A 13,218-nucleotide genomic window follows, 5' to 3' on the forward strand; every position below is an offset into this window, starting at 1 on the left:
CATGAAAATACTGAAGCAGCTGTGGAACCCCAAGGGACTTGATGCGGCAGTTGACAATGTACCTGAGGATCGATACGGCTTCAGTAATATCGCGGAAAATATATCCCGCTCCATTCTTTCCCTACCACAGGAAGCTTCAAATGTTGTCGGAATTGAAGGGGCATGGGGATCAGGTAAAACAAGCCTCCTGAATCTGATCCTGAAAAACCTTGCCGAGTATAAGGATGGACACACACATGTACTGCATATTTCTCCCTGGCTGAGCGGCAACGACCCGGTTGAAGCGCTTTTTCTTCCGGTTGCCACTGTCATCCAGCAGGAAACGGATAAAAGGTATCCCCCGACAGGTTTAAAAAAAATCTGGCGCAAATACCTTCTGTCAGCGGAAGCTCAGAAAGTGATTGAGTATGCACAGGATACTTCATCGCGCGTTCTTCCGCTGTTTCAGTATATCGGGCAGTTTTCCCGAATCGTTAACTGGATAGCTGGCGGAATAAAGGTATTTTCAGATAGTCGTCTGGCTGTTGATCAGAAAACCACGACAAAGCTTCGTGCAGATATTGCTGGGCAACTGGTTAGACTGGATCTGAAGTTCATTGTTGTCATGGATGATCTGGACCGACTGGAGCCGTCCCAGGTGGCGGAAGTGTTCAGGCTGGTCCGTGCAGTAGCCGACCTACCGCGCTTTACCCACATTCTTTGCTATGACAGGCAGATTATCACTCATGCCGTTGAGCATGCACTGAATATCGGAGATGGTAGCCGTTATCTTCAGAAAATTATTCAGCTCAGTTTTAAAATACCTCGCCCTGAGGCCTTTGATCTACGCAATGAATTTCGCCAGCGGGCCGAGACGCTGTATCAGCAAATTAATAATCAACCGGCAGACGCAGAAATGGCAAAAGATCTCGCCGCTGTGACTGATACGTATGGTGCCGCACTTTCGACGCCACGCGAGATCCATCAGGCCATTAATTCCCTGATTTTTCTCTATCCGGGAATGCGGGATTTTGTGTATTTTCCTGATTTGTGCCTGCTTCAGCTTATACGAGTAACAAACCCGGCCCTGTATGACTGGACGGAGCATTACCTGACAGAACGGTCCGTGATTGAAAACGGCCAGGGCATGCTTCCTGACAGAGAAAAGACAGACTTCCGTGAGGGGCTTATCAAGTGTATGAAGATGTTGAAGGCATCGAATGCAGACTCATTTCTGACACTCGCAGACTGGATCCCCGGAATCAGCGGACATAATGATGAATATCTGAGTCTTTTTGAGCCCGTCAGTGAGGATTATCGCCACATCCATACAAGCAACAAGCGACTCAGCAGCCTGACGCACTGGCGGTATTATTTTGCCTTTTCCTCACCCCAGAATGTTCTTCCTCCGGAGTTTTTCAACCAGCTTTTTACGCTGGCCGCCGCACCGGAAAAGCAGCAACAGCTCTCTGAGGCTCTCCTCTCAAAAATCAGCAGTGTGGGTATTCTGTCCGGAACCTGGTTCGAACATATACTGAGCAGGTTGACTCCGGGCCTGATAAGAGAACGCAATTTTGAAGAGTGCGCAGGGCTGGTTCAGTTTTTCTTCGATCAGACGGATGAGGTCAGCACTCGTTTCAGAACCCGTAACACATGGTTTTCTCTGCGTGAAACGGGCATTAATCAGGTTGTAAGGCATCTGCTGAAGCATATGCAGGATATTGATGAGGCCAGAACAATCACGCTTTTGGAAATGTTTGTCACTAGGGGAACGTCACCTTTCTGGATAGCCGATTTTATGCGGGATCTTCTCTGGGAACACGGTCTTGCACAAAGTGCAGTGCCTCCTGCCCCTAAGCCTCTGTTTAGTCGTGATATTACGGAACGGCTGCGTGACAAATTTGCTGAGCGTATGAATCAGCCAGACCTTCAGCAACAACTTCTCGTGCGCCAGTCAATTCTTGGATATCTCTATGCATGGAGAGACATGAGTTCAAATGAAACCGTTAAGCAATGGGTCAGAGAGGTGGCTGCCACCGATGAAGGCCTTGTTAACCTGTTAATACGATTACAGACCAGCGTCTTCAGTTCTGACAGGGGGGCATATCGTCGGATTGCACGTGACCAGGTCAGTCCATTTTTTGATAACTGGCCTGCAGTTGAAGATAAGCTGAGGGTTATACTTTCCGGTAATGAACTGATGCCGGAGCAGGAAGAACTCAAAAGTGCGTTGGATAATGACGAGTGATCAAAAAAGGCCGCTTAGCGGCCTTTTTCTTACTACACAAAGTGAATCAGGCGCTAAACGCTTTTTCCTTGTCAAAAGGAACACCGGCGTATGAAAGCTCACTGAGCAGCTTGCGTTTCCATCCACCATGCTCATCAAGCTCGGTATAAAGTACGCCGGCAAGATCTGAAGGGATTTCGATATCCCCCTTCCTGAGAACCAGTACTTTGCCGCGTCCAAGCTTTCCCGCGAAATATCCGAGCTCATACAGAACATTCTGGCGAGCACGCAGTCGCGTGCTTTCAGATGCAAGGGCATTTCCGCTATCGTCGGGCGTCATTAGCACGATGGCAAAGCTGACATCTCCTGACTCTGCTTCAAATTTCTCAATTACTGTCCTTGAGCCATCAGGACGTTCAGAGAGAATGATTTCCTCCAGCCCTATCCGTGATATAAAGCGGGCAACAGACTGAAGGGCATCATTATCATGGCCATGAACAATAAAAATTTTTCGGGAAACCGGACGAAACACTGCAGGCTCGGGGTCGAGTTGGTTTTCCACATATATCTGGTAATCACGTACGAATGGGACAACTAATGATGAAGTAAATTTTCGAATGGATTCAAGAATATTTCGATCATAGAAAAATGTATGACAGAAATTAAAGGAAAAATTGTTATCGGCTGCCATTTTGTCGATTAAAACAAGTTTCAGGCCTAAAATCTCAGCAGTCTCTTCCGGCCACTGCAGCACAGCGGAACCAGCCATGCTGGATTCAGTTTCTTCACTCCTGGCCAGAAAATCATCGAGCACAATATTACGGGTGAGGCGTGCATTAACTGCCTCTAGGCTCTCCGATTTCAATAGCCGTGCCAGTTGTTTGAGAGGTTGCTGGTAGTTCTGAACGTCAGCTCGCTGAAGGTCGAAAACGCAATTTTTCAGTGACTGGATAATATCAATTGCCATCCTGCTTGCGCTCCTGTCTTTGTTGTTCTGCACTATCCAGGATCTGCTGACGCAGATTTTCTTTCATGTCTTTGAATCGCCACGGATAATCTAGACACTTCCGAGCCGTTGATGGACTTACCCCGCAGATTTTGCGAAGGAAGTGATAAGCGTAGTCTAACCTGTTCATCCTCTGAACTAGATGGATGCACGACCTAACTGCTCCTGACCACATGCCTGTTACTCAAGTAGGAAGTGCGCGGCTTTACCCCGTTTAATCACCTCAAAGCCTTTCGTATAATGAGCTGAGACGCGCCTCGGCAAAAGGATGTCTTCATGGATCTCTTTCCTGATATTGAACAAGCGGTGCCCTTACCCCATGAAGAAGTGCTCCGTTACATGGTATGTAAAATCCGTGATAACCGGTCGGAAAAATGGCTTGCTGAGATATGCAGGAAAAACAACCTTTCTGATATCTACCAGGAGTATCTTAACAGGGGAGTGCTGAAGGCTCTGGAGGGTGAACCTGATGTGAGCTTTTACCCGCCAAGACTCACCATTGAGCTGGTGCCCCGGTCATGCTGGTTCGATAATGTCAGAAGTGCGGTCTCTTCATCGGACTGGAAACGGTTACGGCAACAAACGGCCAGAACAGCAGGGTGGAAATGCCAGATTTGCGGCGGAAAGGGGCCCCGATGGCCTGTGGAGTGCCATGAAATCTGGCATTATGATGATGACAGGCAGTGTCAGACCCTCACCGGCCTCATCGCATTATGTCCATCCTGCCATGAAGTCAAACACATGGGGTTCAGTGGGCTCCGGGGTAAAAAGGACGAGGCAGTGGCTCATCTGGCGCTCGTCAACGGCTGGTCCCTCCTGGGCGCATTTGACTATGTTGAGGAGGCTTTTGACGTGTGGCGGGAACGCTCTCGTCATGCCTGGCAACTGGATATCTCTTGGCTCGAAACGCAGGGGATCAAACTTCAGGATGAGACAGCATCAGAGGGCGACAACATCCCTGCTGAGGATCAGCTTTCTCTGGAGCTTGGGATTGCGCCTGTCGCAGTGGAGAGCACTGCGGTACCCGCCGTGGTGGAACAAGAGAGCATCTTCGGCGATGTGAGGCCAATCCTGAAGGGCAACACTGTATCCCGCTCATCGTTCGCAGGGTCAACGTTCTGGTCCGTCTGCCAGCGGGTGTTCTGCCAGGTGAAAAAGGTGATCCGGGATCAGTGGTGATTAAACCTGTGGCGATTCAGTCCCGGTGAGAGAGGCGCATGCGTTTAGTGCCGGATGAAAACGCACTACTGTTTTCAGGATATAATTTCGATCTGACTGGCGATGAGCGCATCCACTTTAAGCTGTACCGGCGTCAGCAGATCGCCATCGGTCTCCGGTACATGCAGGGAGACGATGAGGCTGTAGCGCGCTTCAGAATCATAGCGGTTCAGAGCACGCCGTGTTTTCCACCAGCCCTGCCTCCCGGGCAAGCGGTTTAGTGCTGGCGAGGGAAGGGAAAAGCTTGTGCAGTAAATATGTCATTGATGTTTTCATGTGGGAATGAGTATCCGCTTTGTGCCAGTAGCGGACGTTTAAGTGATATATAGCTTGTTGCAACAAACGTGATTTTCATCGCAAGTGTGGAATGGCGACATTTTTATTGCCAGGTATTACGCTTCGCAGTTGTAGCCTACTGCGGAATACAATCGTAAATCTGCGCCGCCTGGATCGCAGCATCTGCATGCATAAACTATTGCAGTTTTTGGCGCGTCCTTTTATTTGCAACGTTAATCTTACTGCGCCCTGGCTGATTTTTCCTGCAATTTTCAAGCCTGCCCCCCTTAAAATTGGGGGGGTATGAGCCAATAAGGCCCCCACTCTTATTTACGTGCCATAATGCGCCGATTCATCGGTGCGTATCGATACTTTTGGAAAAATCATAAACGGACTTAGACATGACAAAAATCTTGATGCTGGTAGCAATTGTAGCAACGATTGCTGGTTGCACTCCATTTACCCCAAAAGATTGCCAGAAGAAAAGCGCTCTTGATTCGTGCTCTTACAAACGTTCAGGAAAATTAACCGATAAAGACATTTATGGCGAACAAGCATCAGGCATAAAAAAAGCACTCGATGCAGCACTGACCAAACCCCACGCGTGGAGTGGTAAAAGATGTAATGTGCATCTGGATTTCAATATGGACGGCACCTTGCAGAATTTCATCATAAAGAGTGGAGATAAGGATTACTGCCGTGCTTTAGCTGAAGCCTCCAGGCAAGCAAAATTCCCAGCATTTACTAACCAGCATGTTTACGACGACATGGGTTCTGCCCGGTGGAATATGCACGGACAACCATGAAAAAATCTACTCTGACTGTCGACTTCGTGCCAGAAGCGGACGTGGTTGCTCCTCTGTTCGGATTACCAAATTTAATGAGCCACTACAAGTGGATGCCGGGGGGGAGGCTGATGGGGGGTGCCTCCTGACCAGTCACTGAGGCATCTAGCCAGAGGGGACGCTGTATGTACTGGCTTAAAGGGGGAGTGATATGACAGATTTTGTAGTTACAGCAAAAAAAAACCTCTGCTAGAAAAAGGTTGTTATCTGATATATGTTGTTTAGTGCCAAATGAGAGAGGTTATAACAATGAAGTTGGATGAAAAAATCGTAATGCAAGGTGTGTTCTCTTTGGATGATGGTGATACATATGACTTGGCTGGTGCTTTAGAAATAAGTGAGTCTGGGGAGATTTATCTCGATTGCATACACAAGATGAGCGCTTCTAATTTAGGTCAGAAAGATATGATCAATCTAACAGGCGAAACATCAGCATTAGGAAAGATTCTTCTGATTGATAGTTTTACTGTTTCTTCAGAACATAAATTCTCAGGTGATTTGTCTCGGTCGAAATTATTTTGCAATAAAATGGTTTGCGTTGATAAAAACCATCAGGGATATGACATAAAGACCTCAAAAATGACATTCGAGATAGAGGACTTAGAAAAATGGATAGCCAAGCCAATAATAAACAGTGAATGGAAGGATAATAAAAAAATTTACTCATATGACTTACCTGACATGGAAAGGATAGAGCTAGGTGATGGTTTATCTCTTACCCTAAGCCATAGCATGACTATTTCAACAGGTAACTTCCATGAAAGGACGGAAGTAAGAAGCAAGGCGTTTGCAATATTTGAGAGCGCAGAAGAAAAAGACTTGGATTTCTTCATAGATAATGGCGTCACCCTGTCAAACTTAGTTTCATTCGCATTGGACTCAGTGTGTACGATAAAAAACTCTTATTACGGTGAAAATAATAATAACAGAGTAATTTATCAAACAGCAAATAAAATAAAAAAAAGAAAAGAAATAAACTTAGTCAATTATTACTTTACGATGCGAAGTGCTGGAGACAGATCTACTGAAATAATAAAAAACTGGTTTTTGTTATCGAAAAAACTACGACCAACAATATCCTTGTATACTCAATTAAAATCAGGAACACATCAGTATACAGAAGCTGCCTTCCTATCACTTGCACAAGCTGCTGAAGCACTGCATAGACGCACATGTAACGACACCCCCATGTCGAAATCAGATTATCGCGCAATGGTTAAAGATATAATAGAAAAGGCTGGAGAAAAACATGAAATTTTTTTGAAAGAAAAACTATCTTATGGGTATGAGTATTCATTCAGACAGAGACTAGAACTGATGCTATCAGTTTGCTGGTCTGACGAAAAAATAAAAGAAAGAGAGGATGATATTAAGAAAATAGTTCAAGCCAGAAATATCTTCACTCACTACCCAAATAAAGGTGACAAAATACTCAACGAGAAATTATCTAACGATCTACACGATTACACTAAGTTGCTAGAAAACATAATAGTATCCAATATTTTATTTATCATATCTTCGAACGATAAAGAATGGACCTTATCAATAATGCAAAGGATAAATAAATTTAGATATAGAGATTTTTAACGAATTCCTGTGGAGGACTTTTATCTTAAGCAAGTCCTCCGGCTTATCCCAATATATAACCAAGGCTAGGCCTTCCTCCTCATTTTCTTTGACTTGCTCTTATAGCCTGTGCTTATTATGTGAGGGTTCTGGTAACTTAATCAGAAAATAGAATTCACTAAATTTTTTATTAGTCCACTTAGCAATGCATTTAGCTATGCCAGTCACTTCATTTTCATCCTGGTATGCTAAAGAATTCAAATTATAGGCTGTGCTTGTGTATTCCGATGATTTAGGCAATTGATTCCGGCAATTTTGAACACGCTTCTCGAGAAAATTGTTCCTTATTAAAGTTTATAACTAGTTTGAACGGTTTGCGCCAGTTTTCGCATCGGTTCGCCCCTGAGCTCAACCCGATGCCCGTTGTACAGGAGTTTGCCCATTAACGCATCTGCTACCATCGGGTTAAATCAATGTCAGCTGTTCGCTCAACACGGCCATATTAAATCGATGCATGACAAGATGGCTTAGCCAAATTTAGGGTAACAAGATGGTGGCCACGTGAACGGCGAGTCCTTATACGGAGCATTTTCTTATATGGATGGCACTTTTCAAATATGGTGTGAACCACAGCATGGCCTTGCATTGAATACCTGGAGCCTAAAAAAAGTTAGCTGGCTTGACCTGGTGGAAGAGAGCAGGCAGGAATTTATAATAGTTTGGGAGAACGCGCTTCAGCGTTTCGCTCCCGGCGCACCTGCAGAACAAGAAACACACATCGCGGTGGATTCACAAAGAAGGCTCAGTAGTAAGCGTATTAGGGAAGCTATACGCTTACTACTGAGCCGCTAAGTAACCACGTTCCTTAGTGCTGTCAGTGCCTTAAAGTGATTCGGCAAACCGTGGCTGGCTGAGAATCACAGGCTTTTCGGCGCTCGTATTACCACTTTGTTTTTTACGCACCGCCAGCGTCTCGTAGTAATGCTGCGCGGTGACCGTTTCAACAAAATAGACATCGTTGCCCGCCAGCTCAAATACGGCTTTTTTTATGTCCTGAAGGCTGACGCTGAAAAACTCTTTACGGCGGTTCACGAGATTCGTGCGTCTGGCATCAAAAGTCTGATGGAGTGCCGTCTCCAGCGCCGGTGCATCCTCGCTGTGGATCATGGCATGCACATCAAACAGGAACGGAACAGAGGCGCTGCCGAGTTCATCCACGCGGTCCTGGGGATCCAGGCGGCGTGTCATGCCAATTTTGTAAACATTTTCACCGAATGAGCCCACATTCGAGATGATGTAGACATGGCCACGCTTGGTCTGCTGCGCCATGCTCAGTGCTTTCTGGCCCTTAAGTTCCGCTTCCGTTAATGCTTCCTGTAAGGTATCAATTTTCGACTGATAGAGTGCCGCCTGTTCGGCTGTCATCTGCGCGAGTTTGGCGTCCATTTCCTTACGGGCTTTATCCAGGGCTTTTTGCGCTCGCAACTCTTCTGCTTCTGCCTCTCTGATGGCGCGCTCTATCTCCAGTGACGCTTTACGCTCCTCAGCCATCTGGGCCCGGATTTCTCGCTGCTCATCTTTCTCAGCCTGTTTTTTCATCCGGTATGCATGTACGAGGTCGAGCTCTTTCAGCTTCAGGGCAAGATAATCCTGACTGATATGAACATCATTCACCTCATTCAGGGCGTTGATCTTATCAAACGCGGCCTGAATGCGATCGTGCATGACGGACCAGTTTCGGAACGTACAGTTAGCGATGGCTGCGTCACACTCGCCGTTGAAGGCCCGTGCAGTCAGATTAATGGCGCGGGTCGTCATTTTTTTTCCTTCAGCACGCGAGTTGTGAACCGTCCAGTCCGTGCCGCACCAGATCGCGCCGCCCCGGGTTTTGATCCGCAGCAGCGCCTTCTGTTCCGCCCGGTTAGCTTTTACGGCGTCTTTAAATTCTTCTGAGGTATCGAAATCAAAATGGGGTTCAAACATGCCCATTTCTGCAAACGCTTCTTCCTCGCGGTACACGGCAATCGCTTTTTCCAGCGCATCATAGATTTCTTTTTTTTCTGAATACGATGTGCGCAATGTGGCTATCTGTTCCTGCAGCGAGAGAGAGGTTGACTGCGCCTCACTCAGTAAGGCGGTGGCTTCCTCTTCCAGGACGCTGACTACCGCCCGGGCACTTTCGGCGGTGGCCCGGGCCTGCTCCTCCGCCTCCTGCATGAGCCGCGTGGCTTCGGCTTCAGCATCCATAATTACCGCGTAACGCTGGAGTCGGGCCGCTTTGTCGGCGTCTGCGTGTTTCAGTGCGCGCAATCTGGAGAGTAAAACGAAAACGGTAAAGACAGCCATAACGGCCACAATAGCCGCCGCGACGGACAGATGGAGCATGTTCATGAATTATCGTCCCTGAAAAGGTGGGGGCAAGGGCATAGATCCCGTAGCCGAAAATAAAAAGCCCTGACATAGCTACGGGTAATGTTACCAAAAAAGCGATTCGCAACAGGAGAAAATCTGAGGGTACGTGCAGGTGCTCTCGCCCCTGTCTGCCTGACTGATAAGGAAGGGCTGATTTATCAGATATCAGATAGATGGGGGGCTAAATTTAGTTAGCACCGACGGTGTCGGTGTTGGGCAACCCCTGGCTCTCTCACCGGACATTGTACTTCGCCCCTTACGGTAATGTGTACAGGGTGTTTCATGGAAGGAATAACTCGTTCAAAGTAACGCTGAGGGTGGCTGATGCGAAGAATGGCACTGAATTTCTCTGCCCAGGGTATCCATGAACAACATGCTAATCTGAAAACAGCCCAATCCTGAGTGGAACCAGCCGTGTGTGCGTTTCGGCGTGATATCCCGTACATGAAGCTTATTGTCGCGTAGAGCGAGGTTTATCTTGAGAGCTATTTAGTAACTTTTGGTTAAACAATCCGTAGTTCTTTAAACCTTTATAACCACTCCCGCAAAACGTTTTGTAATTTCTCCAGTGACTGATTCCTTTTGGCTTCTGTCATACTCGCAATGTTTTGCAGTTTCCACCTGACCGCAGGCAGATGCTGGATCTGCACCTCAGGAGCAAGGCCCCATTCAGGTTCTCCTCGCTTGAAAGACATTAAAAAATCATAATCCTGTTGCGTAAAATTTGCTTTGAGAGCAGCGAGCATTTGTTGAGGAACTTCAGACAATTCGTCCTGAGTAACGTCATCGAAAGTCATTCCTCTGAACTCATTCTGGAAGGGCGCGGTAATATTCTTCCATCGTGGACTGAGCACTTCTGATATCGGGCGGTTATGGCTAAGTAAATACGTCATAAAGCCGTTGAAAATGGACCGGTCAATGCCCTGTGTTTCCAGAAGCATCTTTACATCATAAAAATCTCTCGGATGCTGCCGATCCAGAGCAGCACAAAGTTTACCTCCGTATAAATCCGGAAGCGATACCACCTGCATCGTAGCGAAGCCGAATTCATCTGCGACCGCGTCCACCACGTCACGCTCCACCGGAGAATAGAGTGTTCCGCGTGCTACAGGCGAGACTTCAATTTTAATCTGCGCTTCTGGAGTGGAAACAATGAGGCGCATCTCGTCAGCCTGATTAGTCTGTAGAACCGCATTCATTCCTCTCTGTTGCAGGGTAGTACCGATACGCGTGAGTGCATGCCGCACATTAGGAAGCGCCTCCGCACGGGGTTCAAGGGGTAGGTACGCCAGATCGATATCAACAGACAACCGAGGGAAATCTCGAACAAACAAGTTTATTGCTGTGCCTCCCTTCAGGGCGAAACAGGCTTCACTCGCGATATAAGGTATTACGCGTACCAGCAGAGCTACCTGATGATAGTAGGGCAGGGTTCTATCCATGACTCATTCTCTTCACACTGAATGGTTCGGGCACGGTGATCTGGTACCGACTGTCCAGTTTTCCGCCAGCGATGATTTGTCGCTTACCAGATCCGAGATCGATTTTGCTTATATCGACCCTTTTCAGCCATGAATGTTCATAGAAATCAGACAAAAAAAGATAGAGGCGCTTCACTTGAACTGACTGGCTTTGCATAAGCAATGCTTCCACCTTTCGGGGATTGAGATTCACTAATCCCTGAAAAAGTTCTGCGGCGTGCTCGAAAGAGATCGACAAGGGAACAGAACATAAAAGTTCATAGGCTGCCAGCTCTGGTCCGCTGGCATGAATTTTCTTCTGTTTAATAATAAGCTCGGTACGAAAATTGTTCTCAATAGCAGATAATTTCTGACCCGGCACAATCCGCCATTGAATCCCCACGAATTCTTTAAACCACTTCGGTAACACGGTTTTGCTTTCAGCGCTGAGCCAGCATTCCTTTTCTGTCAGCTGCAGATAGTGTGAGCGCCCTTGCCATAATAAACTGGTGATACTTGCCAGAAAAACCTTGGCTTTAAGCTGGTTTTGCAGACACCATAACGCGTCACTCCAGTCGGGTTCCCGCCCTGTGCGGAAATATACACCACTCCGCAGTTTCGTTAGCCAGCGGCTTTTAACATATTTAGCCGCCAGAGGCGGTGAAATGTTATTTTCGCTCAGCCAGGACTGGAGGATGAGATCGCCGGGAGCTGTATTTTGCAAAAGCCAGTTTATTTTTGATGACATATATACACTTTTGGTTTAACAATCTCAAGAATAGTAAACCCATGCTTGTTCGAAATGTCAATGTTACAGAAATCAAGGAGAGGCTAATGATACTACTCAGGATCAAGTGTGTGCCCGTTTCAATGCATGGAATCTATGACCGAATCCTCTGACAGGATCAGATGCAAGAAATCTCGTGACAAGGCTAAGTCACGGCTTAAGGGGCTGAGTAAGATAGAGCCAGACTAATACACATCACTTTTTCAGGGCGTAATTTCGATCTGACCGGTGATGAGCGCAGCCACTTTACTCTTTACCGGTGTCAGCAGATCGACATCGGTCTCAGGTACATGGAGGGAGACGATGAGGTTGTAGCGCTCTTCAGAATCATAGCGGTTCAGAGCGCGTCGTGTTTCCACCAGCGCTGCCTCCAGGGCAAACGATTTGGTTGCTGGCGAGGGAAGGGCAATGTTGTCGTGTCGCATGAGATATGCCATTGATATTCACAGGTGAGAAGGTGCGTCCGCTTTGTGCCTGGAGCGGACATGGCCAGCCCCACCGGATATTAATCAATAGGGGCAGGTCAGAATTAGAAACCAAAGATCTGGAATAGCGCTGTTGCAGCCGCAGACAAAGCCGCTAATGAATTATACTTAGATTGAAGTCGTGCGGTGGCGAAAAAATCATGGAGATTTACATTAAGTTCGGGATTTTCATATGTGACCATAATAATTTTGTTGCCTAACTCAACTTTTGCTGTAGCAGATTTAATCCATAAAATTGCGGATAAAACTCCAAAAGTTAATGACACCACATGATGATCTTTAATCCAGTTCATCACAAAAATTATATCTTCCACTCATCACCTTCCGTATAAAGAACACTGGCATCACTGACAAACAATGAATTTCCAGTCGCGAGTACCTCATCGATTTAAAACCTACACAAGTGACTGGATGTTCGAGCGGGATACAGCGGCAAGACTGCTAACCGTACCGTAACCGTAAACCTGTCATCCCGAAAAGAATCATCGAACTCAAAACAAAATGCAATGAAGATGTGGGTATCGTTACTAACAATGTTCTCCGGCGTTTGGTTGAGATCAACCAGCTGGATTGATCTGCTCCCAGCTGATTGGCACTCGGCATTGCTAGCAACACCAATGGCGATTCAATTGCGAATGTTTGCTTCTCGCTCAAAGCGGCCATATCGAATGAGCATTTGGCGGATTGGTTAACTGGGTTTAGGGCAACAATTAGAGGGCGGTTAGACATCTGTCCCCGCTAACTGCTGGTTCCAGTACGAAGCATTTGCTGATGTGGGTGATGCCCTTGAAATGCAGCGTGAACCACAACATGGCCTGCAATAGAATACCTACTGATTTCAAAACAACTTAATGAGGCTCGGCCTGACGGAAGAGGGCAGGATGACGTTATGACAAGTGACTATCTACAAGCCCCGGGTTAGCAGCAGCCAAACAGTGCTGTGAGTGTAATTGATTG

At 46.9% G+C, this 13,218-nt stretch carries 11 protein-coding genes; 4 read left to right on the plus strand and 7 right to left on the minus strand.

The window, feature by feature from the left end; genetic code table 11:
- Position 1: 1 nt before the first annotated feature.
- Positions 2-2,227, plus strand: coding sequence for a KAP family P-loop NTPase fold protein (locus ACWKX3_RS23185; RefSeq protein WP_454542555.1), 2,226 nt, complete (start codon positions 2-4; stop codon positions 2,225-2,227).
- Between the two features lie 46 nt (positions 2,228-2,273).
- Here ACWKX3_RS23185 and ACWKX3_RS23190 read toward each other — a convergent pair whose 3' ends face one another.
- Positions 2,274-3,173 (minus strand): TIR domain-containing protein, encoded by a 900-nt coding sequence (locus tag ACWKX3_RS23190; RefSeq protein WP_454542556.1) that lies wholly within the window; start codon positions 3,171-3,173, stop codon positions 2,274-2,276.
- Positions 3,174-3,488: 315 nt separating this feature from the next.
- Between ACWKX3_RS23190 and ACWKX3_RS23195 the strand changes: the two genes are divergently transcribed.
- On the plus strand, positions 3,489-4,391 hold the full coding sequence (locus ACWKX3_RS23195) for an HNH endonuclease (RefSeq protein WP_454542557.1): 903 nt from the start codon (positions 3,489-3,491) through the stop codon (positions 4,389-4,391).
- 74 nt (positions 4,392-4,465) lie between these two features.
- Here ACWKX3_RS23195 and ACWKX3_RS23200 read toward each other — a convergent pair whose 3' ends face one another.
- Positions 4,466-4,642 (minus strand): hypothetical protein, encoded by a 177-nt coding sequence (locus tag ACWKX3_RS23200; protein ID WP_454542558.1) that lies wholly within the window; start codon positions 4,640-4,642, stop codon positions 4,466-4,468.
- A 465-nt stretch (positions 4,643-5,107) separates the two neighbouring features.
- Here ACWKX3_RS23200 and ACWKX3_RS23205 point away from each other — a divergent pair, with 465 nt between their 5' ends.
- Both ACWKX3_RS23205 and ACWKX3_RS23210 read left to right on the plus strand, forming a co-directional pair.
- Positions 5,108-5,512, plus strand: coding sequence for a cell envelope integrity TolA C-terminal domain-containing protein (locus ACWKX3_RS23205; RefSeq protein ID WP_454542559.1), 405 nt, complete (start codon positions 5,108-5,110; stop codon positions 5,510-5,512).
- 288 nt (positions 5,513-5,800) lie between these two features.
- Complete coding sequence (locus ACWKX3_RS23210; protein ID WP_454542560.1) at positions 5,801-7,138, plus strand: ApeA N-terminal domain 1-containing protein; 1,338 nt, start codon at positions 5,801-5,803, stop codon at positions 7,136-7,138.
- Between the two features lie 861 nt (positions 7,139-7,999).
- Here the strand turns inward: ACWKX3_RS23210 and ACWKX3_RS23215 are convergent.
- The 5 genes from ACWKX3_RS23215 to ACWKX3_RS23235 all read right to left on the minus strand — a co-directional run bounded on the left by ACWKX3_RS23215 (position 8,000) and on the right by ACWKX3_RS23235 (position 12,575).
- Positions 8,000-9,508: a DUF4041 domain-containing protein gene (locus ACWKX3_RS23215; RefSeq protein ID WP_454542561.1), complete on the minus strand. Its 1,509-nt coding sequence runs from the start codon at positions 9,506-9,508 to the stop codon at positions 8,000-8,002.
- A 551-nt stretch (positions 9,509-10,059) separates the two neighbouring features.
- The gene (locus ACWKX3_RS23220; protein ID WP_454542562.1) at positions 10,060-10,971 is read right to left on the minus strand and encodes a nucleotidyl transferase AbiEii/AbiGii toxin family protein; all 912 of its coding nucleotides are present in this window, start codon (positions 10,969-10,971) and stop codon (positions 10,060-10,062) included.
- Positions 10,964-11,737, minus strand: a complete 774-nt coding sequence (locus ACWKX3_RS23225) for a type IV toxin-antitoxin system AbiEi family antitoxin domain-containing protein (protein ID WP_454542563.1) — start codon at positions 11,735-11,737, stop codon at positions 10,964-10,966. Before ACWKX3_RS23225 ends, ACWKX3_RS23220 begins: the two co-directional genes overlap by 8 nt.
- 242 nt (positions 11,738-11,979) lie before the next feature.
- On the minus strand, positions 11,980-12,201 hold the full coding sequence (locus tag ACWKX3_RS23230; protein ID WP_454542564.1) for a hypothetical protein: 222 nt from the start codon (positions 12,199-12,201) through the stop codon (positions 11,980-11,982).
- A 104-nt stretch (positions 12,202-12,305) separates the two neighbouring features.
- A complete protein-coding gene (locus ACWKX3_RS23235) occupies positions 12,306-12,575 on the minus strand; it encodes a hypothetical protein (RefSeq protein WP_454542565.1) in 270 nt (89 codons plus the stop codon).
- Positions 12,576-13,218: the final 643 nt, after the last annotated feature.

Source organism: Enterobacter sp. UPMP2052 (assembly GCF_053709675.1).

Bases quoted from the DNA above. Each gene is read 5' to 3' on its own strand.
- ACWKX3_RS23185 (WP_454542555.1), top strand. From the start codon at position 2: ATGAAAATACTGAAGCAGCTGTGGAACCCCAAGGGACTTGATGCGGCA.
- ACWKX3_RS23190 (WP_454542556.1), bottom strand. From the start codon at position 3,173: ATGGCAATTGATATTATCCAGTCACTGAAAAATTGCGTTTTCGACCTT.
- ACWKX3_RS23195 (WP_454542557.1), top strand. From the start codon at position 3,489: ATGGATCTCTTTCCTGATATTGAACAAGCGGTGCCCTTACCCCATGAA.
- ACWKX3_RS23205 (WP_454542559.1), top strand. From the start codon at position 5,108: ATGACAAAAATCTTGATGCTGGTAGCAATTGTAGCAACGATTGCTGGT.
- ACWKX3_RS23210 (WP_454542560.1), top strand. From the start codon at position 5,801: ATGAAGTTGGATGAAAAAATCGTAATGCAAGGTGTGTTCTCTTTGGAT.
- ACWKX3_RS23215 (WP_454542561.1), bottom strand. From the start codon at position 9,508: ATGAACATGCTCCATCTGTCCGTCGCGGCGGCTATTGTGGCCGTTATG.
- ACWKX3_RS23220 (WP_454542562.1), bottom strand. From the start codon at position 10,971: ATGGATAGAACCCTGCCCTACTATCATCAGGTAGCTCTGCTGGTACGC.
- ACWKX3_RS23225 (WP_454542563.1), bottom strand. From the start codon at position 11,737: ATGTCATCAAAAATAAACTGGCTTTTGCAAAATACAGCTCCCGGCGAT.
- ACWKX3_RS23230 (WP_454542564.1), bottom strand. From the start codon at position 12,201: ATGCGACACGACAACATTGCCCTTCCCTCGCCAGCAACCAAATCGTTT.